The organism is Vibrio sp. FE10, from assembly GCF_030297155.1.
GTDB lineage: Bacteria > Pseudomonadota > Gammaproteobacteria > Enterobacterales > Vibrionaceae > Vibrio > Vibrio apostichopi.
This window is the reverse complement of record NZ_AP028067.1, coordinates 3,220,439-3,242,769: the sequence shown is the minus strand read 5'-3', so window position 1 is coordinate 3,242,769 and position 22,331 is coordinate 3,220,439. Positions and strand designations below refer to the sequence as shown.

22 protein-coding genes are annotated in these 22,331 nt (G+C 45.2%); 12 read left to right on the top strand and 10 right to left on the bottom strand.

All coding sequences use genetic code 11. The annotated features are described in order from the left end of the window. Window positions 1–3 precede the first annotated feature (3 nt). From QUF19_RS14330 to luxS, 7 genes are all read left to right on the top strand, one after another. The gene (locus tag QUF19_RS14330; RefSeq protein ID WP_004735495.1) at window positions 4–1,134 is read left to right on the top strand and encodes a sodium ion-translocating decarboxylase subunit beta; all 1,131 of its coding nucleotides are present in this window, start codon (window positions 4–6) and stop codon (window positions 1,132–1,134) included. A gap of 171 nt (window positions 1,135–1,305) precedes the next feature. Next, window positions 1,306–2,259: an NADP-dependent oxidoreductase gene (locus tag QUF19_RS14325; protein WP_029222288.1), complete on the top strand. Its 954-nt coding sequence runs from the start codon at window positions 1,306–1,308 to the stop codon at window positions 2,257–2,259. 6 nt (window positions 2,260–2,265) lie between these two features. Then, window positions 2,266–2,727, top strand: coding sequence for a YqaA family protein (locus QUF19_RS14320; protein ID WP_004735497.1), 462 nt, complete (start codon window positions 2,266–2,268; stop codon window positions 2,725–2,727). Between the two features lie 9 nt (window positions 2,728–2,736). Beyond that, window positions 2,737–5,595: a M16 family metallopeptidase gene (locus QUF19_RS14315; protein ID WP_286294736.1), complete on the top strand. Its 2,859-nt coding sequence runs from the start codon at window positions 2,737–2,739 to the stop codon at window positions 5,593–5,595. Between the two features lie 99 nt (window positions 5,596–5,694). After that, a complete protein-coding gene (gene gshA / locus QUF19_RS14310) occupies window positions 5,695–7,263 on the top strand; it encodes a glutamate--cysteine ligase (protein WP_286294735.1) in 1,569 nt (522 codons plus the stop codon). Between the two features lie 10 nt (window positions 7,264–7,273). After that, window positions 7,274–7,924 carry a transglycosylase SLT domain-containing protein gene (locus QUF19_RS14305; protein WP_122053472.1) on the top strand — a complete coding sequence of 217 codons (651 nt, stop codon included), beginning with the start codon at window positions 7,274–7,276 and terminating at the stop codon, window positions 7,922–7,924. A 24-nt stretch (window positions 7,925–7,948) separates the two neighbouring features. Continuing rightward, entirely contained in the window at window positions 7,949–8,467 is a 519-nt protein-coding gene (gene luxS / locus QUF19_RS14300; RefSeq protein WP_286294734.1) for an S-ribosylhomocysteine lyase, read from the top strand. Between the two features lie 140 nt (window positions 8,468–8,607). Here the strand turns inward: luxS and QUF19_RS14295 are convergent, their stop codons facing one another. Both QUF19_RS14295 and QUF19_RS14290 read right to left on the bottom strand, forming a co-directional pair. Then, window positions 8,608–9,879, bottom strand: coding sequence for an HlyC/CorC family transporter (locus QUF19_RS14295; protein WP_102437670.1), 1,272 nt, complete (start codon window positions 9,877–9,879; stop codon window positions 8,608–8,610). Between the two features lie 127 nt (window positions 9,880–10,006). Continuing rightward, window positions 10,007–10,801, bottom strand: a complete 795-nt coding sequence (locus tag QUF19_RS14290) for a cytochrome C assembly family protein (protein WP_029223243.1) — start codon at window positions 10,799–10,801, stop codon at window positions 10,007–10,009. Window positions 10,802–11,001: 200 nt separating this feature from the next. On the opposite strand from QUF19_RS14290, the gene ffh reads away from it, so the two are divergent. The 5 genes from ffh to rplS all read left to right on the top strand — a co-directional run bounded on the left by ffh (window position 11,002) and on the right by rplS (window position 14,618). Continuing rightward, window positions 11,002–12,396, top strand: coding sequence for a signal recognition particle protein (gene ffh, locus QUF19_RS14285; protein WP_029223244.1), 1,395 nt, complete (start codon window positions 11,002–11,004; stop codon window positions 12,394–12,396). Window positions 12,397–12,608: 212 nt separating this feature from the next. After that, window positions 12,609–12,857 carry a 30S ribosomal protein S16 gene (rpsP, locus tag QUF19_RS14280; RefSeq protein WP_004735508.1) on the top strand — a complete coding sequence of 83 codons (249 nt, stop codon included), beginning with the start codon at window positions 12,609–12,611 and terminating at the stop codon, window positions 12,855–12,857. A gap of 26 nt (window positions 12,858–12,883) precedes the next feature. Then, window positions 12,884–13,438 (top strand): ribosome maturation factor RimM, encoded by a 555-nt coding sequence (gene rimM / locus QUF19_RS14275; RefSeq protein ID WP_009847609.1) that lies wholly within the window; start codon window positions 12,884–12,886, stop codon window positions 13,436–13,438. Window positions 13,439–13,464: 26 nt separating this feature from the next. After that, window positions 13,465–14,205 (top strand): tRNA (guanosine(37)-N1)-methyltransferase TrmD, encoded by a 741-nt coding sequence (gene trmD / locus QUF19_RS14270; protein WP_065110800.1) that lies wholly within the window; start codon window positions 13,465–13,467, stop codon window positions 14,203–14,205. A gap of 59 nt (window positions 14,206–14,264) precedes the next feature. Continuing rightward, complete coding sequence (rplS, locus tag QUF19_RS14265) at window positions 14,265–14,618, top strand: 50S ribosomal protein L19 (protein WP_009847607.1); 354 nt, start codon at window positions 14,265–14,267, stop codon at window positions 14,616–14,618. A gap of 514 nt (window positions 14,619–15,132) precedes the next feature. Here rplS and yacG read toward each other — a convergent pair. The 8 genes from yacG to nadC form a co-directional block, all read right to left on the bottom strand. Next, window positions 15,133–15,330: a DNA gyrase inhibitor YacG gene (gene yacG / locus QUF19_RS14260; protein WP_017056605.1), complete on the bottom strand. Its 198-nt coding sequence runs from the start codon at window positions 15,328–15,330 to the stop codon at window positions 15,133–15,135. Between the two features lie 81 nt (window positions 15,331–15,411). Then, complete coding sequence (zapD, locus tag QUF19_RS14255; RefSeq protein ID WP_017108712.1) at window positions 15,412–16,152, bottom strand: cell division protein ZapD; 741 nt, start codon at window positions 16,150–16,152, stop codon at window positions 15,412–15,414. Window positions 16,153–16,178: 26 nt separating this feature from the next. After that, the gene (gene coaE, locus QUF19_RS14250) at window positions 16,179–16,793 is read right to left on the bottom strand and encodes a dephospho-CoA kinase (RefSeq protein WP_286294730.1); all 615 of its coding nucleotides are present in this window, start codon (window positions 16,791–16,793) and stop codon (window positions 16,179–16,181) included. A gap of 2 nt (window positions 16,794–16,795) precedes the next feature. Next, window positions 16,796–17,665, bottom strand: a complete 870-nt coding sequence (locus tag QUF19_RS14245; protein WP_286294728.1) for a prepilin peptidase — start codon at window positions 17,663–17,665, stop codon at window positions 16,796–16,798. Window positions 17,666–17,733: 68 nt separating this feature from the next. Next, window positions 17,734–18,963 carry a type II secretion system F family protein gene (locus tag QUF19_RS14240; protein WP_286294727.1) on the bottom strand — a complete coding sequence of 410 codons (1,230 nt, stop codon included), beginning with the start codon at window positions 18,961–18,963 and terminating at the stop codon, window positions 17,734–17,736. Window positions 18,964–18,977: 14 nt separating this feature from the next. Further along, window positions 18,978–20,663: a type IV-A pilus assembly ATPase PilB gene (gene pilB / locus QUF19_RS14235; protein WP_286294726.1), complete on the bottom strand. Its 1,686-nt coding sequence runs from the start codon at window positions 20,661–20,663 to the stop codon at window positions 18,978–18,980. Further along, window positions 20,664–21,089 carry a pilin gene (locus QUF19_RS14230; protein ID WP_286294725.1) on the bottom strand — a complete coding sequence of 142 codons (426 nt, stop codon included), beginning with the start codon at window positions 21,087–21,089 and terminating at the stop codon, window positions 20,664–20,666. 255 nt (window positions 21,090–21,344) lie between these two features. Beyond that, window positions 21,345–22,235 (bottom strand): carboxylating nicotinate-nucleotide diphosphorylase, encoded by an 891-nt coding sequence (gene nadC, locus QUF19_RS14225; RefSeq protein ID WP_102437684.1) that lies wholly within the window; start codon window positions 22,233–22,235, stop codon window positions 21,345–21,347. Window positions 22,236–22,331: the final 96 nt, after the last annotated feature.

Here is a 22,331-nt window from a genome sequence, read left to right as displayed (position 1 = left end):
CCCATGGAAGGATTGATGACCTTATGGTCTGAAACAGGTATTGCTAACTTTGAGTTCGGCCAGATCTGTATGATGTTGGTCGGTTGCTTACTGTTGTTTTTGGCAATTCGTAAAGGATTTGAACCGTTACTTCTATTACCGATTGGTTTTGGTGCCGTATTAGCAAATATTCCAAATGCTGGGTTTACTGATCCTGGTGGTTTGCTTTATTACGTTTACTACATTGGTATTGAAACGGGTATTTTCCCACTGCTGATCTTTATGGGTGTTGGTGCAATGACGGACTTCGGTGCGTTGATTGCGAACCCTAAAACGTTATGGCTAGGAGCTGCGGCTCAGTTTGGTATCTTCGCAACGCTATTTGGCGCGATCTTGCTGAACTATGTTCCAGGAATGGAATTCTCGATGGCCGATGCTTCTTCGATTGCGATCATTGGTGGTGCCGATGGCCCAACCGCGATCTTCTTGGCGAGTAAGTTGTCTCCTGATTTATTAGGTGCCATTGCGGTAGCGGCTTATAGCTACATGGCGTTGGTTCCTATTATTCAGCCGCCAATCATGAAAGCGTTAACGACGCCTGAAGAACGTAAGATTAAAATGGCGCAGTTACGTCACGTTGGTAAAGCTGAGAAGATCCTTTTCCCGCTTGCTGTACTACTGATGACGATTCTGTTCCTACCTTCAGCAACACCTCTAGTGGGTATGTTCTGTTTAGGTAACTTAATGCGTGAAGCGGGTGTGGTTGATCGTCTTTCAAAAACAGCTCAAAACGAACTGATTAACGTCGTGACTATTTTCCTAGGTCTAGGTGTTGGTTCTAAGCTTCAAGCGGATACGTTCTTGAACTTAGAGACACTGGGTATTTTAGGTTTAGGTGCGGTGGCGTTCAGTATCGGTACGGCGGGTGGCGTATTAATGGCTAAGCTACTTAATCGCTTCTCTAAAGAAGATATTAACCCATTGATTGGCGCAGCTGGTGTATCAGCGGTTCCGATGGCAGCTCGTGTTGTAAACAAGGTCGGTCTTGAGGCAAACCCTCAGAATTTCTTGTTGATGCATGCGATGGGGCCGAACGTGGCAGGTGTACTTGGTAGTGCGGTTGCCGCCGGTATTCTATTAGCGCTAGTCGGCTAATGAACTGCTGGGTCATGTATCGTTACGTTAATTGGTCGTCAATTTACGAATGAGCGGTTAACTTCGCCTTATTAAATGGTTTATAGTCAAAGGGATGCTTTCGCATCCCTTTCTTTTTATCAATTAGGGTGTTTGCTCACTAGGGCTTTTATCAATCAAGGAAATGTGGAAATGGAAAACAAACAGATTGCGATTACTCAATTCGGCGGCGTCGAAAACCTAAGTATTCAAACCAGTGCTATTCCTGAGCCTAAAGCCGGGGAGGTCGTGGTTAAAGTTTCTTTTTCAGGCATTAATCCGATTGATGTCAAAACCCGTGCTGGCCTTGGTTGGGCTGCAGCACAGAACAAAGATAACCTTCCTTGGGTGCCTGGTTACGACATTTCAGGGCAAATTGTCACGCTAGGCGAACAGGCAGAGCGTTTTACTGTTGGTGATAACGTAGCCGGCTTTATTGGCTTCCCATTACAAGGCGGCGGTTACAGCCAATATGTGTGTGTTCCAGAGGCTGCATTAAGCATGGTTCCTGATTCGGTCACTCTAGAAGCGGCTGCGGCATTACCACTAGCCAGTCAAACGGCAGCACAGGCACTCAACAAGGCTGAAGTGAAAGAGGGCGACCGTGTACTCATCTTAGCGGGTGCAGGCGGCGTTGGTCATCTAGCGGTTCAAATCGCGGTGGCAGCGAAAGCCGAGGTTTACACCACTTGTAGCGAAGCGAATCTTGATTACTTAGCAACGCTGGGCGCTCATGCGATTAACTATAAGTTTGCGCCAGCATCAGAAAGAGTATCTGATGTTGATGTGCTGATTGATTTGGTTGGTGGCGACACCGCTCTCGATGCATTGAAGTGTCTAAAAGATGGCGCAAGAGTTGTGACAGTCCCAACTTTATCTGCTGAATTGATCTGCGAAAAAGCAACATTATTAGGCTTTACTGCGTCAGGTATGCTGGTTGAGCCAAACCCAGAGCAAATGGACACCATGCTGTACATGGTCAGTGTCGGTTTGCTCAAAACAGAAATTCAAGGTATCTACCAGTTAGACGAAGCGCAGTCAGCTCATCTACAGGTTGAAACCGGACATACCAGAGGCAAGGTACTACTTAAAATGCAAGAAGGTTGATAGGCAGTGCTAGAGTTTTTTAATTCTCTGTTTGAAAACATAGCGCTGTGGTTCTCTGACTCAGCGCTGTGGGTGCTTTTCATCAGTGGCTTCTTGAGCGCCACGTTATTGCCCGGCGGTTCAGAAGCAAGCCTGGTTGCGGCATTGAGCTTGGATCAGTTCTCAACATCATCGATCATTCTGCTGGCGACACTTGGTAATACCTTAGGCGGCCTGACCAACTATTGGATTGGTTTGTGGTTGCCTAATCGAACTCAATCTGAAAAGCATGGTCATAAGGCTATGGCTTGGCTGAGCCGTTATGGTTACTGGACATTGTTATTTAGTTGGTTACCCATCATTGGTGATCCTTTGTGTCTGGCTGCAGGCTGGCTGAGAATGAAATTTATCCCTAGCGTTATTTTGATAGCGATTGGCAAAGCCGCTCGCTACAGCTTACTTGCTGCTATCTACTTCGGTTTTTTCTAAGGAGAACCTATGAAAAAGGTTTTACTTGGTACATTTTCTCTTATCGCCATTGCTGGCTGTTCTTACAATGTACCTAGCTCAACACCCTTCTTTTCTTCGCTACCTGAAGGTGTCACTTTATTAGAAGAAGTTAAGCCTTCTAAAGATAAAGTCGTGATTCCGTATGCGAAATATCAGCTTGAAAATGGCCTGACCGTTATTCTTTCTCCTGACGATTCCGATCCACTGGTGCATGTTGATGTTACTTATCACGTAGGTTCTGCACGTGAGCAGATTGGTAAGTCAGGCTTTGCTCACTTCTTTGAGCACATGATGTTCCAAGGCTCTGAAAACGTCGGTGACCAACAGCACTTTAAGATCATTACCGAGGCTGGTGGCTCGTTAAACGGCACCACCAACCGTGACCGTACCAACTACTTTGAAACCGTTCCTTCTAATCAACTTGAGAAAATGTTGTGGTTGGAATCGGATCGTATGGGCTTCTTGTTGGATGCGGTTTCTCAGAAGAAATTTGAAGTGCAAAGAGGCACGGTTAAGAACGAGCGAGCACAAAGCTACGAAAATCGCCCTTATGGCTTAATGTGGGAACGCATGGGTGAAGCGCTTTACCCTGAAGGGCACCCGTATTCGTGGCAACCAATCGGTTATGTTGAAGACTTAGACCGTGTGGATGTGAATGATCTTAAAGCCTTCTTCCTACGCTGGTATGGCCCCAATAATGCTGTGTTGACTATCGGTGGTGATATCGATGTTGATGACACGCTAGAGTGGGTTAACAAGTACTTTGGTCCAATCCCTCAAGGCCCTGAAGTTAAGGCTGCTGAGAAACAACCTGCAGTGCTGACTGAAGATAAGTACATCACCCTAAAAGATAATATTCGTCAGCCGATGGTACTGGTCGGTTGGCCAACGACGTATCGTGGTGAAGAAACACAAGCTTCGCTAAATGCACTGTCTAATGTTTTAGGTTCTGGTACCAACAGTTACCTATATCAAAACTTGGTTAAGACGCAAAAAGCGGTGAGTGCAGGTTCCTTCCATGACTGTGCTGAATTGGCTTGTACCATGTATGTTTATGCGATGGGCGACTCTGGTAAAAAAGGTGATTTGACGGTTCTTAACAAAGAGTTGATGGATACCTTAGAGCAGTTCTCGAAAGAGGGTGTTGAACAAGAGCGCTTAGACCAAATTACCGGTATGGCTGAAGCGGATGCGGTTTTCGCTCTGCAAAGTGTGAAAGGGAAAGTGTCACAACTGGCTTCGAATCAGACCTTCTATGGTCAACCGGATCGTATTGAATCGCAACTCGATCAAATCCGAGCGGTAACACCAGAAAGCGTCAGCAAGGCTTATCAAGATTTCATCGAGGGTAAGCATAAGGTTACCTTGAGTGTTGTTCCTAAGAAGCAGCTCGATCTCGCGGTTCGTGAAGCTACATTCACCACTCCAGCTCGCACGTTACCTGAATATGCCAAGGTCACTGAAGATCAGCTTGATTTCAGAAAAGCACCGAACACATTTGATCGCAGCGTGATGCCAGAAGTGAACTTTGGTGTTGAAGCGACCATGCCTGAACTGTATCGCATGCACTTTGCGAACGGCACTGACTTGATTGGTACTGTGACCAGTGAAACGCCGACAGTACAGCTACAAATTCAACTGCCTGCAGGCGAACGCTATGTTCGTAAAGGACAAGAAGGCTTAGCGAACTTAACGGCTTCTATGATGGAAGAAGGTTCGACGAAGCGAACGGTTGAAGAGCTACAGGCAACCTTAGATAAGCTTGGCAGCAGTGTCAGCATTAGCGCCGGAAGTTATACCACGGATATCTCGGTTTCAACGCTAGAGAAAAACCTGCCTCAAACGTTAGCGATCGTGCAAGAGGTTCTGTTTGAACCTAAGTTTGATGAGCAAGACTTCGAACGGGTTAAGAAGCAGATGCTTGAAGGCGTTGTCTATCAGCACCAACAACCAAGCTGGATGGCTTCTCAAGCAACCCGTGAAGTGCTATTTGGTGACAGTATTTTTGCTAGAGCCAGCGATGGCACGAAAGCGTCTCTATCGCAACTGACCTTAGATGACGTGAAAAAATTCTATGGCCAACATTACACACCAGAAGGTGCCAATCTTGTTGTTGTGGGAGACATCTCGAAGAAAGAGGTGGGGAAACAGCTACAATTCTTTGAACAGTGGCAAGGCGATGCGGCACCACTAACGCGTCCGCAGATCATCAAAGAGCTTTCAGGACAGCATCTGTATTTAGTGGATAAACCGGGTGCGCCGCAAAGTATTGTTCGTTTGGTGCGTAAAGGTTTACCTTTTGATGCGACCGGTGAGTTGTATTTGAGCCAGTTGGCTAACTTCAATTTAGCGGGTAACTTCAATAGTCGTATCAACCAGAACCTGCGTGAGGACAAAGCCTACACTTACGGTGCGAGTGGTTACTTCGCCAGTACGCGTGAAACTGGTGCGGTAGTATTCAGTGCTCAAGTAAGAGCCAATGCGACGGTTCCATCGATTCAAGAGTTTATCTCTGAGCTGAATGAATTTAGTCAAAGTGGATTAACTGACGAAGAGGTGAAATTTATGCGCCTTGCCGTCGGTCAACAAGATGCGCTTAAATACGAAACACCAAGTCAAAAGGCTGGATTGTTGAGTAATATTGTTGCGCTGAGCCTTGATGAAGATTACCTACAACAACGTAATCAGATAGTTGAAACAGTCTCAAAAGAGACATTAAACGAGCTATCTAAGAAATGGTTTGACCCGAATGATTATCAAATAATTGTTGTTGGCGACGCGGCTTCGCTTCGTCCTCAACTAGAAAAGTTAGATATTCCAATAGAAGAGCTTGAAATCATTCGTTAGAGTACACATTAAAGGGGGAGGGAAAAGACTCTATTTTTCTCCTCCGACCTAATTTATGATAGTTCTAATCAGAACGATATAAGATAAGTGAACTGAATTTTGACTGATTTTGCTGCGCGACTAAAGCAAGTTGCAACCAACCCTAAGACCTTCTCTCAATTTGGTCGTGGTGTTGAAAGGGAAACGTTACGCTACACGGAAGATGGGCATCTTGCGACTGGGCCGCACCCAAAGGCTTTGGGATCTGCGTTGATGAACGGATGGGTAACGACCGATTTTTCTGAGTCGCTACTGGAGTTTATTACGCCTGTTTCTAACGACGTTCCGACGCTTTTGAATCAGTTGTCTGATATCCACCATTTCACACAAACCAAGTTAGATGGCGAAAAGATGTGGCCGCTTTCTATGCCTTGTTATGTAGGCAGTGAAGATTATATTCAGCTAGCGCAATACGGCACCTCTAACAACGGCAAGATGAAGACGCTATATCGTGAAGGCTTAAAACGTCGTTACGGTAGCCTGATGCAGATTATTTCAGGAGTTCACTTCAACTTCTCTTTCCCAGATAGTTTTTGGGATAGCTTGTTTGGAGAGCAAACCGAAGAAGTGCGTTGTGAATCCAAGTCCGATGCTTACTTTGGCTTGATTCGTAATTATTACCGTTTTGGCTGGTTAATTCCTTATTTCTTCGGTGCTTCACCTGCACTATGTCCTTCTTTCATCAAAGGAAGAGAGACAAAGCTACCTTTTGAAAAGATTGGCGAGACGCTGTATCTGCCAAAAGCAACGGCACTACGTCTGAGCGATCTTGGCTACACCAACAGTGCTCAAAGTGTATTGAAAATTGGCTTTAATAGCCTAGACCAGTACCTAGAGGGATTGAACCAAGCGATTCGCACACCATCGGAAGAGTTTGCCGAAATTGGTACCAAAGTTGATGGTGAATACCGTCAGTTAAATAGCAACGTTCTTCAAATCGAGAACGAGCTTTATGCGCCAATTCGTCCTAAGCGTGTTGCTAAAAGTGGTGAGAAGCCATCTGAAGCACTGGCTCGTGCTGGTGTTGAGTACATCGAGGTTCGCTCTTTAGACGTAAACCCATTCAGCTCAATTGGTATCAATGAGCAACAAGTTCGCTTCTTAGATTTATTCCTAACTTGGAGTGTGTTAACCGACTCTGCTGAGATGGATAACTGCGAACTTGAATGCTGGCGCGATAACTGGAACAAGGTGATCTTAGAAGGTCGTCAGGTTGGTTTAGAGCTGAAAATCGGTTGTGATGGAGAAAGACTGTCTCTACAAGACTGGGCGAAGCGTGTCTTCAAAGATCTACGCTCTATTGCCGAAATGATGGACGCAGAGCAAGGTGGTCGAGCTTACCAAGAAACATGCGATACGCTTGAAACTTGGATCGATAACCCAGAATTGACGATTTCAGGTCAGCTACTTGAAGAGACCAAAAGATTAGGTGGCTTGGGTAAAGTTGCTTGTGCGTTAGGAAAAACCTACGCTCAACAACACAAAGCGCACCAATATAAAGTTTACTCAGCTGAGTTGATGGAAGCGGAAGTTCAACGCTCAATGATCGCTCAGCAACAAAGTGAAGAAGCAAGCACACAAGATTTTGACAGCTTCTTAACGGATTATTTTTCGTATTTAAAAGCATAGCGAGACTTCGGTGGAAAGGAAGCAAGCCTTATTAGGCCTGTCCACTCGTGTAAGTGGAAAGTGGCTGCCCGTAGTGACTGTTGGTGTTGTCTCTAGCCTGTTGGTTGGCTGTGCAACACCACCGCCTAAAGAGCAAAGTAACATCTGTAGTATCTTTAGAGAGCACCCTTCGTGGTACGAAGATGCGTTAGATATGCAAGAAGAGTGGGGAACGCCGATCAACGTAGCGATGGCTTTTGTTAAGCAAGAGAGTAGCTTTCGTCATGATGCGCGCCCACCAAAAGATTACATTCTGGGTTTCATTCCATGGGGTCGTGTGAGCAGTGCTTATGGTTATGCACAAGCTCAAGATCCTGCTTGGGAAGATTTCCAGAAGGCAACCAACAATGGTGGTTCAAGAACCAACTTTGACGATGCACTGATGTTTATTGGCTGGTACACCAGCGAGACGCGTCGTCAGTTAGGGGTTTCACTTTGGGACCCATATAACCAGTACTTGGCTTATCATGAAGGTCGCGGTGGTTTTAAGCGTAAATCGTATAACAGCAAACCATCTTTGATTAAGGTGGCCCGCAAAGTCGAACAGCAAGCAAAAGATTATGGCTGGCAACTTAAACAGTGCCGCAAAGAACTAGAAGACAATCGAAGTTGGTTTTTCTAAAGCCAACCGTCATGGAGAATAGCAATGCCTTTATTAGATAGTTTTACTGTTGATCATACACGCATGAACGCCCCGGCAGTTCGTGTTGCGAAAACAATGCAAACCCCAAAAGGGGATACCATCACGGTATTTGACCTGCGTTTTACTGCACCAAACAAAGATATCCTATCTGAAAAAGGTATCCATACTCTAGAGCATCTATACGCTGGATTCATGCGTAATCAATTGAACGGTTCAGATGTGGAGATCATCGATATTTCACCTATGGGCTGTCGTACTGGTTTCTACATGAGCCTAATTGGTACGCCTTCAGAGCAACAAGTGGCAGACGGTTGGTTGGCTGCAATGCAAGATGTGCTGAAAGTTGAGAATCAAAATAAGATCCCTGAGCTGAACGAATACCAATGTGGTACTGCGGCAATGCACTCTTTGGATGAAGCGAAAGATATCGCCAAAGCGATCATTGCTGCTGGTATCTCTGTAAACAAAAATGATGAACTGGCATTGCCAGAGTCGATGCTTCAAGAGCTTAAAATCGACTAGTCATTGTTAGTTCACTTTGAATACGCTCTGCCTCTAGATACATTTCACTCTAGAGGCAGAGCGAGCTAGATACTAAAAGAGTTAGATACTAAAAGGCCCGGTTCAATGAACCGGGCCTTTTGTTTTTCGTCGAGTCGCGATTACCCGTTGGCTACCTGTGGAAACACGCGCACTAGTTTGATGCGGTTCTCTTCGAGTTCAACGATTTCCATCGGGTGGCTGGCAACCTCAACACTGAGGTGACTTTCTGGGATATCTTCTAGATGTTCTAATATCAGGCCATTGAGTGTTCTTGGGCCGTCAGTTGGCAATTTCCACTGCAAGCCTTTGTTAATATCTCGGATATTGGCGCTGCCTTCAATCAAGAAGCTACCATCACTTTGTGGTGTGATCTCTTCAGATAAGCTCGGTGCAATAGAAGTCGTAAATTCGCCCACGATCTCTTCAAGAATATCTTCTAGCGTGACCAAGCCGTTGATATCGCCATACTCATCGACGATCAAGCCAATACGCTGTTTGTTGCGTTGGAATTTAAGCAGTTGAATATTGAGTGGCGTCGCTTCAGGAATAAAGTAGATTTCATCTGCGGCACGCAGCAGTGTCTCTTTATTGAACTCGTTCTTTTCAAGCATCAAGCGATAAGCTTCACGCAGCCTCAACATACCAACCACTTCATCTATCTGATCGCGGTATAGCACGACACGACCATGAGGAGAGTGGGTTAGCTGACGGACGATAGACTTCCAGTCATCATTGATGTCGATGCCGGTGATCTCATTACGCGGCACCATGATGTCATTCACGGTGACGTGCTCTAAATCTAGAATAGACACCAACATATCTTGGTGACGCTGAGGTATCAGGGTTCCCGCTTCATTTACTACGGTTCTAAGCTCTTCTGAGCTCAAGTGGTCGGTCGCATCATGGCTGGCTTTGACACCTAGGATACGAATGAAGCCGTTAGTAATAAAGTTAACCAAGATAACCAGTGGAGACAGCACCTTCATCAGTATCATTAATAGAATACTGCTGGCGTAAGACACTCGTTCTGGGAAAAGTGAGGCGATGGTTTTTGGAGTAACCTCAGCAAATACGAGGATCACTAGGGTCAGGGCTCCGGTTGCGATTGCAACGCCGATATCCCCATAGATACGCATACCAAGAATCGTAGCGATCGCAGATGCAAGAATGTTGACGAGATTGTTGCCGATGAGAATGAGGCCGATCAATCTGTCTGGGCGACTCAGAAGTTTTTCTACGCGTTTGGCACCTTTATGGCCCGTACTGGCTAAGTGCTTTAAACGGTAGCGGTTCAGGGACATCATGCCCGTTTCAGAACCAGAGAAATAACCAGAAATTACGATGAGACACGCGAGTAGCGCAAATAAGATACCCGTTGATATGTCGTCCAAAACTATTCTTTTCCTATTTGTGTATCTTGATTAATTTATGACCGAACATGGTCGAGATGTCAATTGAATCTAACGGACTCAATATTTTAAAGGCAAGGTGTGTGAGACCTTGCCTTTATTTTACAGACTAATTCAGGATGATTTCCTGAACGAAGCGGCTACCGAAGTAGGCTAATGTGAGCATACTGGCACCCGCAAGGGCGAACCAAGTGACTTTTTGTCCACGCCAACCTTTTTGATAATGACCCCAAAGAAGGATGGAGTAGATAACCCAAGCAATAAAAGACAACACGGCTTTGTGCGCCTTTCCTTGAGCAAACATATCTTGTACGAAGATAAGGCCAGTCAGCAAGGTACCCGTTAATAAACCATTACCGATAAGAATGATCTTGAAAAGTTGTCTTTCCACCATCATTAATGGAGGTAGGTTAGGGTTTATTACTAACGCTTTTTTCTTTTTAAGTTTGTGATCGAGCCACGCGAGTTGCAGAGCATATAGCGCGCCGATAGTCAGTGTCGCGTATGAGAAGAGCGCCAAAGAGATGTGCACAAGCAGTTTTGGGTCATTCTCTAGATGTTTGATGAAGGTGCTCGGAAGAAAAGTGGCAGCCATCAAGTTAAGCGCAGCGAAGCTATAAACGACGGGCAAGATGAACCACAATCGGGTTTTGAGCATAGCACCGCTCATCACCAAAGAGATGATTAAACTGATCAATGAAGCAACGTTCAAGATACTGAGGTTTTGGCCACTGGCATTAAAGATTAAATCGCCAAGCAACCAAGCATGGAAAGCTAAAGCAAGTAATGCGCTGATAAACACCGTTTTTACACGGATTCCTGTTTGGTGCACGAGACCTGGAATGATCGTGGAAATCGCCATTGTATAAAGAAAGGCTGCTGCGATCGCAATAAGACTGTCCATGGTATCCATTTAAATGATTACTAATTGACGAATTATACCTTGCATCGCTCTTTGGGGCTATGGTGAACCTCACTCAATTCCAAGGGAACAATGTCTCACATCACAAGCGTGGATGATTAACGCTCTACAACGGGTATGACTCTAATCCACGCTAATGTATACTCACAGTAATAGTCGCAGGATTGAGCGAAGAGAAAACTATGTTTGATAATTTAACGGATCGTCTATCCAAAACGCTGAAGAATATCAGCGGTAAAGGTCGCCTGACCGAAGACAATATTAAAGAGACGCTGCGTGAAGTACGTATGGCGCTACTTGAAGCCGACGTTGCACTGCCAGTTGTCCGTGATTTTGTTAAGCGCGTAAAAGAAGGCGCTGTGGGTGTTGAGGTATCTAAATCTCTAACACCTGGCCAAGAATTCATTAAGATCGTTCAAGCTGAACTTGAAGCTGTGATGGGCGAGTCCAACGAGGCTCTTGACCTAGCTGCACAACCGCCAGCAGTTATCTTAATGGCGGGTCTACAAGGTGCGGGTAAAACCACATCGGTAGGTAAGCTATCTAAGCTCCTGACTGAACGTGACAAGAAGAAAGTTTTGGTTGTGTCTGCCGACGTTTACCGTCCAGCGGCGATCAAACAGCTTGAAACCTTAGCAAGCGATGTTGGTGTCGACTTCTTCCCATCTTCAGCTGATCAAAAGCCTCTTGATATTGCAAACGCTGCAATCGACCACGCGAAGAAGAAATTCTACGACGTACTCATTGTCGATACTGCCGGTCGTTTGGCTATCGATGAAGAGATGATGGGCGAGATCAAAGAGCTTCATACTGCAATTAACCCAGTAGAGACACTGTTCGTTGTTGATGCAATGACAGGTCAAGATGCTGCGAATACTGCAAAAGCCTTTGGCGATACGCTACCACTTACTGGTGTTATCTTAACGAAAGTGGATGGTGATGCGCGTGGTGGTGCTGCACTATCTGTTCGTCATATCACAGGTAAACCGATTAAATTCTTGGGTGTTGGTGAAAAAACTGACGCACTAGAACCGTTCCACCCAGATCGTGTTGCTTCTCGTATCCTTGGTATGGGCGACGTACTGTCTCTTATTGAAGACCTACAGAAAAACGTTGATACCGAGAAAGCAGAGAAACTGGCTAAGAAGTTCAAAGAGAAGAAAGGCTTTGACCTTGAAGACTTCCGTGAACAGCTAGGACAAATGCAGAACATGGGCGGCATGATGGGCATGATGGATAAGCTTCCAGGCATGTCTCAGCTGCCGGACAACGTAAAAGATAAAGTTGATGATAAGATGTTCAAGCAAATGGAAGCGATCATCAACTCTATGACAATGAAAGAGCGCCAACGTCCTGACCTAATCAAAGGCTCACGCAAGAAGCGTATTGCTGCAGGTTCTGGCACTCAAGTACAAGATGTAAACCGTATGCTGAAACAGTTCACTCAAATGCAGAAGATGATGAAGAAAATGCAGAAGGGTGGAATGAAAGGCATGATGCGCAACATGCAGGGCATGATGGGCGGCGGTGGAGGTATGGGCGGAATGGGTGGTGGTTTTAACCCGTTTGGCCGATAATCTACAAATGTAAGCTTTAGCTACGTTACTTTTCATAGTGTTAGCCGTGTCACAGAAAGTGTACGGTGGCTATGTTGGTGAAAAAATAGCTAAAGCCCTTGCATTGCACCGGAATAAGAGTAAAATTCCGGGGCTTTAATTTGGCACGAGACCCCAAGCTATTTACTTATACTTGGGGTTAATTATTTTATTAAGAAAGCAAAGAGGACGACATGGTAACCATTCGTTTGGCACGTCACGGTGCAAAGAAGCGCCCATTTTATCAAATCGTAGTTGCGGATAGCCGTAACTCTGTAACTGGCCGTTTCATCGAGAAAGTAGGTTTCTTTAACCCTACTGCTCAAGGTCAAGAAGAAGGTCTACGTCTAGACCTAGATCGTGTTAACCACTGGGTTGGTCAAGGCGCATCTCTATCTGACCGCGTAGCTAAGCTAGTTAAAGACGCTCAAAAAGCGGCTTAATTCTTTTTTAAAAAGAGAAATAGCTTATGTCGATGAAGGGTAAAGAAACGATGAGCGAGCAAAACGAAAGAATTGTTATGGGTAAACTTGGGTCTACCTATGGTATTCGTGGCTGGCTTAAAGTGTTCTCCTACACAGACAATGCTGAAAGCATATTTGATTACAGTCCTTGGTATTTAAAGCTAAAGGGCGAGTGGGTTGAGTATAAAGTTGAAAGCTGGAAACGTCATGGCCAAGGCTATGTATGTAAGCTAGCGGGATTAGATGTACGTGAAGACGCGCAACTGATGACCAACTTTGAAATTGCTATTGACCCTGCTTCATTACCTGAATTGTCAGAAGATGAATTCTACTGGCGCGAATTGTTCGGTATGCAAGTTTTTACCACTAAAGGTTACAACCTTGGTGAGGTTACTGACCTATTAGAAACTGGCTCGAACGATGTTCTAGTAATCAAAGCAAATCTTAAAGATGCTTTTGGCCAAAAGGAACGGTTAATCCCGTACCTTGAAGAGCAAGTGATCAAGAAAGTTGATCGCGAAGCTCGCCGGATCGAAGTTGACTGGGATCCTGGATTCTAACTCCAAATTACAGAGCGAGAGAACACATGTGGGTTGGCGTAATTAGCCTGTTTCCTGAAATGTTCCGTTCTGTTACTGATTTCGGAGTAACAGGTCAAGCGGTTAAAAAAGGTCTTTTATCTATTGAGACATGGAATCCTCGTGATTTCACTCATGATAAACATCGCACTGTTGATGACAGACCTTACGGTGGTGGTCCTGGCATGTTAATGATGGTTCAGCCTTTGCGCGACGCTATCCAAACAGCCAAACAGGCAGCACCGGGAAAGACGAAGGTTATCTACCTTTCACCTCAAGGTCGTAAACTCGACCAACAAGGTGTTGAAGAGCTGGCAACGAACGAGAACTTGCTTCTTATTTGTGGTCGCTATGAAGGGGTAGATGAGCGCATCATTCAATCTGAAGTCGACGAAGAATGGTCGATTGGAGATTTTGTGATGACGGGTGGTGAACTGCCAGCCATGACGTTGATTGATTCAGTATCTCGGTTTGTTCCGGGTGTACTTGGAGATTTCGCTTCAGCAGAAGAAGATTCTTTTGCAAATGGTTTGCTAGATTGTCCCCATTATACGCGCCCTGAGGTGCTAGACGATAAAGATGTGCCCTCGGTACTCAAGTCTGGAAACCATAAGGACATTCGTCGCTGGCGATTGAAACAATCGTTGGGCCGAACTTGGCTAAGAAGACCAGAACTCCTGGAAAACCTAGCTCTGACTGACGAACAGGAACAATTACTGGCTGAATTCATTAAAGAGCAACGCTCTTAACGAAAAGCAAGCAGTAACCTATTAAATTTAGTATCAGTTTATTCTAGGAATTTATACAAATGAGCAACATCATCAAGGCTCTTGAAGAAGAGCAACTAAAATCAGACCTTCCTAAATTCGCACCAGGTGACACTGTTGTAGTTAAGGTTAAGGTAAAAGAAGGTGACCGTGAGCGTCTACAGGCTTTCGAAGGCGTTGTAATCGCTATTCGTAACCGTGGTCTTCACTCTGCATTCACAGTTCGTAAGATTTCGAACGGTGAAGGTGTAGAGCGTGCGTTCCAAACTCACTCTCCAATGGTTGATAGCATCGAAGTTAAACGCCGTGGTGCAGTACGTCGTGCCAAGTTGTACTACCTACGTGAGCGTTCTGGTAAGTCAGCTCGTATTAAAGAGAAGCTTACTAAGAAGTAATTCTTTTTGCATTCTATCGATAAAAGCGGAGCCATTTGGCTCCGCTTTTTTGTGCCTGCTATTTAGAGTTATCGTAGATAAGAGATCCCCAACCCGCTTGCGCCTCGCTCTTGAGGATGACGAATAGATAACTGGAATCACGTAGTCGGGTGATGGTATTTATTGGAAGTGGGCTGCGTTTAAGGCGGCAGTGATAAATAGAACTTAATAGCCTACAAAAACCGTCATTCCCTAGACTGACGAAGGAAGGAGTAGGGAATCTCTACCAATAACCTATTACCGGCAATAAAAAAGGATTGACGTAAAACGTCAACCCTTCAAAATTTACTCGCTACTCGCTACTCGCTACTCGCTACTCGCTACTCGCTACTCGCTACTCGCTACTCGCTACTCGCTACTCGCTACTCGCTACTCGCTACTCGCTACTCGCTACTCGCTACTCGCTACTCGCTACTCGCTACTCGCTACTCGCTACTCGCTACTCGCTACTCGCTACTCGCTACTCGCTACTCGCTTAATGCGGGTCTTCCGACCAACCATCGCTATCTGACATGTCTGGTGCGCCAGCGATGCTGTTCTCTTCGTCTGCCCATTCACCGAAATCAATCATCTGACATTGCTTGCTGCAAAACGGGCGATGTGGGCTTTGCTCGCCCCATTCAACGTCGGTATTACATTGAGGGCATTTTACGATGGTGATTTTTTTCGACATATTGATTCTTAATTAGAGGGTATTGTAAGAAAGAGTTTAGGCTCGAGTGAGGACTCAAGCCAAACTATAAAAGGAAATTAATTAGGTGCAGATAGCCAATTCAAATTCGATATCTTGAGTACAGGCTTGGCCTGTTTCAAAACTCATGAACTTAACGGCAAAACGGTTCTTATGGCCCGAGATCATCGGGTAGGCGCCGTATTGCATTGGAATAGAAAGGCGAAGGATATTCGCTTCATCAGCATCGCTCTGGAAGAAGCCTGCACGAGCGATTTGCTCTTTAAAGTGACCAGTCTCTCTGGTGAGCTTTAACCACAGTGTCAGCGCTTCATACAGCGGTTGTAGGCTGTCCATCCATGCTTTGGCATCTCTCATTTTTTTATCGAGAGGTAGGTGCAGCCAATAATGCAGTGCGGGTAAATCAAAGCAGCACGAACCACCGGGTAAATTAAAGCGTTGACGAATCGCACTCAGGAAGCGGTCTTCTTTTAGGGATTGCCCAAAACGTTCGGCCTGCATCAGTTCGCGATAGATGTTGCCAATATCATTGAGTAACGACGTTAGCATCTCTTGATCGACACCTTCAACATCTAACCAACTCTTGTAGGTTACACGTTGTTTCTCAATGTCTTTCGCCAGTTCACTCTTAAGTTGGATCTGTTCGAATATTTCAATCAGATCAAAGATTGAACGGAAAAAGAGTTGATACTGTTGAGCATCCGAAAATGTAGAAGACAGGTGGAGCTGCCTCAAGAGTGATTCAACTCTTAAGTAGATTCTTGTTTTCTCATTTAGAGGATGTTCAAATTTATGGGTGATCATCAAGCAAACCTTCATTCAACATAGTTCTATTCTGACCCATCTACTGTACTGATTGCCAGATACTTTTGATGTAAATCTGTGATTTGAGGCAAAAGTTCTTGGTTTTTAGTATGGTTTTTAATCACGTCATCTGCAACTGCTAAGCGCTGTTCTCTTGAAGCTTGTGATTTTAAAATTGCGGCAACCTGTTCCTTCGAAACATTGTCACGACTCATTGTGCGTTCTATTTGCACTTCTGTAGGCACATCAACGATTAAAACGCGATCGGCCATACCTTGCATTTGGTTTTCAACCAATAGCGGTGCAACTAATAAAGCATAAGGGGATGTGACTTTAGACAGGTCACTGTCAATTTTGTTGCGGATCATTGGATGAAGAAGATCATTGAGCCACTGTTTTTCGGTGGGTTCAGAGAAGATCACTTCGCGCAGTTTAGCTCGGTTTAGTGTCCCATCTTCGATCAATATGTCTTCACCAAAATGAGTAGCGATCTGCTTTAGGCCTTCGCTGCCCAATGCCACCACTTCACGTGCCACGATATCAGCATCGACAATATCAATATTGAAATGCTCATTGAATAGGTTGGCTACCGTGGTTTTGCCACTGGCGATACCACCACTTAATCCGATAATGATTGCCATGATTAAATCCCTAGCACAGAAGTGAAATACCAACCCATGATGTCATTGCCCCACAATAGGCTTACCCAACCAGCAATCGCTAGGTAAGGACCAAATGGGAAGGCTTTATCTATGCCTTGTTGTTTCAAGCGAAGTTGAATCAAGCCGAAAACCAAACCGACCAGCGACGACAAAAGAATGATCATTGGTAGGTGCTGCCAGCCAAGCCATGCGCCAAGCGCAGCCAAAAGCTTGAAGTCGCCGTAACCCATGCCTTCTTTGCCCGTTAGTAGCTTGAACAGCCAATAAACGGACCATAGGGCTAGGTAGCCAGCCATTGCACCAATCACTGAATCTTGAAGCGATACTGGGCTGACGTTAAACAGAGCTAAAGCAATACCAGACCAAACTAAAGGTAGAGTAATTTGATCTGGCAGCAGCATGGTATCGAGATCGATAAAGGTTGCGGTAATCAATGCAAAGGTGAAAAAGATCAGGGCGATGGCGTAGTAACTGAAACCAAAATGACTAGCGACTACGGTACAAAGGATTGCGGTAAGCAGTTCGACCAAAGGGTAGCGAGCACTGATTGGATTATCACAGCTATGGCATTTGCCTTTTAAGAACAGCCAGCTTAATACAGGAATATTGTCGATTACCCTTAATTGGGTTTGGCATTTTGGGCAGGTAGAACGAGGAATGCTGAGATTAAACTTTCCCTCTGGCGCTGGAATTTTATATTGAGAGAAATACTCCGAGCACTCTTGTTGCCATTCTCGTTCCATCATAATCGGTAAACGGTGTATGACGACGTTGAGAAAACTGCCGATAAGAAGGCTAAAAATGAAAGCTAATACGGGGAATAGCCAAGGATAGTAGTGAAATACTTCCATAGTGTCCTTTTACCACTTGATCTATATGAGTAGAGGTTGGCTACTCATGGGTGTTTAGTTGCTTTTGGCTATCCTAACACACTCATAAGATTAAAGATCGGTAAGTACATCGCGACAACAAGCCCACCAACAACGGTACCCAAAAAGACAATAATCAGCGGTTCGAGAATTTTACCTAGGTTATCGACGGTGTTGTCTACTTCAAACTCGTAAATGGAAGCGACTTTATTGAGCATATCATCAAGGTTTCCTGACTCTTCACCAATCATCACCATCTGCAAAACCATCTCTGGGAAGGCGTTGGTATTGCGCATTGCAATGTACATCGGCATGCCTGCGGCAGTCTCACGGTGAACCTCGATGATTGCCGATTCATAATGCAGATTACCCGCCGTTTTAGCCGTTGTTTTCAGGCTTGTTAAGATGGGAATCCCGGAACTAAAACTGGTTGATAGCGTCCGACTGAACTTGGCAATTGATGCCTTAGTGATGACAGCACCTAAGATAGGAAAGCGTAAACCAAGACGACTGGTTGAAAGTCGAATCGAGTAAGATCGCTGACGCAGTTGCTGAACGGACAGAATTAATAAACCAATACCAATAGCAGTATAGAAACTGTAGGCCTGCATCCAGTGGGAAAGATAAAGCACTTGCTGAGTGAACCAAGGTAAGTCTGCTCCAAAACCAGAAAACATCGATTCAAACTCCGGGATGACCATGGTTAGCATTAAGTAGGAAACGGTAAGGGCGACCGCAACAACCATTGCTGGGTAGATGAGAGCCTTTATAACTTTAGATTTTAGTTGCTCACTTTTTTCACGGTATGTCGCCAAACGTTCAAAGACTTGCGCTAGGTTTCCTGAGAGTTCTCCTGTCGCAACTAAGTCGGTATACAGATCATCAAAGTGACGGCTTGCGGTGCGCATGGCTTTTGAAATCGGAGTGCCTGCTTCTACGCCTTTACAGATATGCGACAAGATAGACTTCATTTCAGCTTTGCGATGGTTGTCTGAGACTAACTTGATGGCCTGCACGATAGGAACACCCGTTGCTAACATCGTTGCGAGTTGCCGAGTTAGTACTGTGATGTCTTTGGCCTTAACTCGGTGTGTTAAACGAGTCAGTGCTGAGATGCTCTTCTTTTTGATTTTCTTAATTTGGATATGCTGGTCTTTGAGCTTTTCTCGCACCTCTAATTCCGTCAATGCCAAGGTTTGCCCTGATACTTTCTTTCCGGAGCTGTTTATTCCCTTCCAATGGTAGTTTTTTAGTTGTGATTGTTTGGTTTTACTACTCATTCTCGCTCCGTGGATTATAGGTACAGAACACGTTGTAGTTCTTGATAGCTGGTGGTGCCTTCCAACAATTTATCTAGCCCTGATTCTTGTAGTGTTCGCATGCCTTCTCGGCGCGCCAAGTTTTCAATGGCTAACGCGTTCGGTTTGTCGATCAGGCTGTTTTTTAATTGATCGCTAAACGGCATAACTTCATAAATCCCCACTCGCCCAGAGTATCCCTGGTTACATTCATTACACCCTTGTGGATTGGCTTTGTAGATCGTTTGGCTGTTAGGGATAGAGTGGCGCAGAAATATGTCCGGAGAGTCGTCAGCGGCTTTACAGTGGTTACACAATCGTCTTGCCAGTCGTTGGGCGATAATCAGGCTTAGTGATGAAGCAAGATTAAAGGGTTCAATGCCCATGTGAGCGAGTCGAGTCACGGTTTCTGCAGCGGAGTTGGTATGCAGTGTCGAAAGAACGAGGTGTCCGGTTTGCGATGCTTTGATCGCGATCTCTGCGGTTTCTAAATCGCGGATCTCACCGACCATGACCACATCGGGATCTTGTCGTAAAAATGATCGCAATGCTTCAGCAAATCCAAAACCGATTTTGGGTGCGACTTGAACTTGATTGATCCCACATAGATTGATTTCGACAGGATCTTCAGCTGTTGAGATGTTGCGCTCAGTGGTGTTAAGCACTCGAAGGCCAGTATAGAGAGAAACGGTTTTCCCACTGCCGGTTGGTCCGGTCATCAAGATCATACCTTGTGGGCGTTTCAATGCATTGAGATAGAGTGCTTTTTGATCTTCGCTGTAACCCAACTTATCGATATCTAGATTGGCCGCGCTGCTATCTAAAAGACGCAGAACGATCTTTTCTCCCCATAATGTTGGCAGCGTAGAAACCCGCATATCAATCGCGAGTTCGTCATTTAAACGCAACTTGATACGACCATCTTGAGGTAAGCGACGCTCAGCGATATCCAGCTTGGCGAGGATCTTTAAGCGAGCTGATAAACGGCGACTTAGGTGGGAAGCGGGTTGTTGTATTTCAACAAGGATACCATCACAGCGCAGTCGTACTCGGAAGCGTTCTTCATAAGGTTCAAAGTGGATATCCGATGCACCTTTACGCACCGCATCAACCAGTATTTGATTGATAAAACGGCTAACAGGAGAATCGTCTTGGCTGAGATCTTCAATTGAAGTCATCTCATCATCAGAGACTTCAACCAGGTTGGCGAGTTCATCTTGGGTGATCTCTTTACGCTTGGAGTCTTGCCCGGAAATCGAACGTCCATACAGCTTTCGTATTGCGCCTTCTAATTCAGAGTAGTTAGCGACAACGAGTTCTATCTGCAATCCGGTCGCGAATCGGAAATCATCTTCTGCTTGTAAGTCGGTTGGATCAGCTGAGGCGAGAGTGAGAGTCGAACTAGATACTGAAATCGGAATAGCGTGATATTTAGTGATCAGCTCGCGAAGCCCTAATTGGTCGCATAAGACTTCGTAGTCAGTATTGGCGAGTTGCACCGGTGGCAGACCGAAGATGGCCTGAATGTTATGCGCGAGACTCTCGCTAGTGAAGATGTCTAGAGCGAGCAAAGCTTCAGGGGTAGAAACACCTGAAGCATGTACATGTTCCGCAACGGCTTGTTCTTGAGCCAGGCTAAGAAGGTTAGCCTGACGTAGAACGGTTGGGAGGTTGGTGAGCACTTATGAGCAACTATCAATGGTTGGTAAGCTACTTACGCCACCTGAGACTACAGCACATGTCCAGCCAGTGTCGGTTCTAGAGTATGTGATGTAGGCGTTGGATATCGCACTTTTTGATCCGAACAGGAATTTAATATCGTTGTCGGTTGGTACACTAATAGTTCCTAATACATTAGAACCTGCGGAGATGCCCAAGTCACCTAAATCAGTGTTAGCTGCTAATTTCCCTTTTTCTTGATAGGTTAGTTCTGCCGGCGTGAGTAAAGCTTTCATAGTTGCTACTGCTGCTGCAACTTCACTTTTTGCTACGTAATCTTTGTATGCGGGTATCGCGATCGCTGATAGAGCGCCAATAATCGCTACCACAATCATCAATTCAATCAGCGTAAAGCCTTTCTGATTTGTTCTTCTATTTTTGTTATTCATTGTTCTATTCCATTGTTTAGTTTGTTTCAGCGCAAGCACTGGTTGATTGAGAGAATAGAAGTCGGAATGGGGAAGTGGAATGGTATTCAGGTGTGGTCGCGAGTGGTTTGGTATTTATTAGTGTGGCGTTTCATATGGAACGCAAAATTATGCGATCAACTTAAATAAGTGATTGAAATACTGATAATTTAAGCAATAAAAAAGGCACGGTAGTTAACCGTGCCTTTATGAATAAGTTATTTATATTTCAGTAAATTAAGCTTTGAATCTCATTGATAAATCCATCGCTTTTAAATGCTTAGTAAGTGCACCAACCGAGATGTAATCAACACCTGTTTCAGCGAACTCTGCGATAGTGTCTAGAGTGATGTTACCGGAGTTCTCTAATGCTGCACGACCTGCGTTGATTTTAACGGCTTCACGCATCATGTCTGTGGTGAAGTTGTCTAGCATGATGATGTCTGCACCTGCGCTGATCGCTTGTTCTAGTTCTGCTAGGCTTTCTGTTTCTACTTCCACAGGTTTACCTGGGTTAAGCTCTTTTGCTGTAGAGATTGCTTTCTCGATACCGCCACATGCGATGATGTGGTTTTCTTTGATTAGGTAAGCATCAAAAACGCCAATACGGTGGTTGAAACCACCACCACAAGCCACTGCGTATTTTAGTGCGCTACGTAGGCCTGGAATCGTTTTGCGAGTGTCTAACAGGCGGCATTCTGTATGCTTGATTTTGTCAGCGTAGATGGCTGTTGTAGTCGCACAACCCGATAGTGTTTGAATGAAGTTCATGGCATTACGCTCACCGGTTAATAGTGCGCGTGCTGGGCCTGTTAACGAACAAAGCGTTTGGTTTGGTTCAACCTTGTCGCCATCTTCTACGTTCCACTCGATAGTGACTTCACCGCCCAATTGCTTAAACACTTCGTCAGCCCAAGCTTTACCACAGAACACACCGTGCTCACGTGTAATGATGGTTGCGCTGTTGATTGCGTCTGCTGGGATTAGACTTGCCGTGATATCAGCCGCTGGATCTAACGTTCCGCCTAGATCTTCTTTGATGGTCTCAGCGACTGAGCGAGTGATCTCTAGCGGCAGTTGCTCTTTTAAGTAATCAAGGCGTTGGTGGCTGTTATGTGTGTTTTTCATCGCAAATCTAATCTTGAAAGGGAGTGGGAATGGAATGATACTCTTGCTTAACTTCAAATTAAAGAGGCTAGCGCGACTGCTCTATGGGCAAGGTCA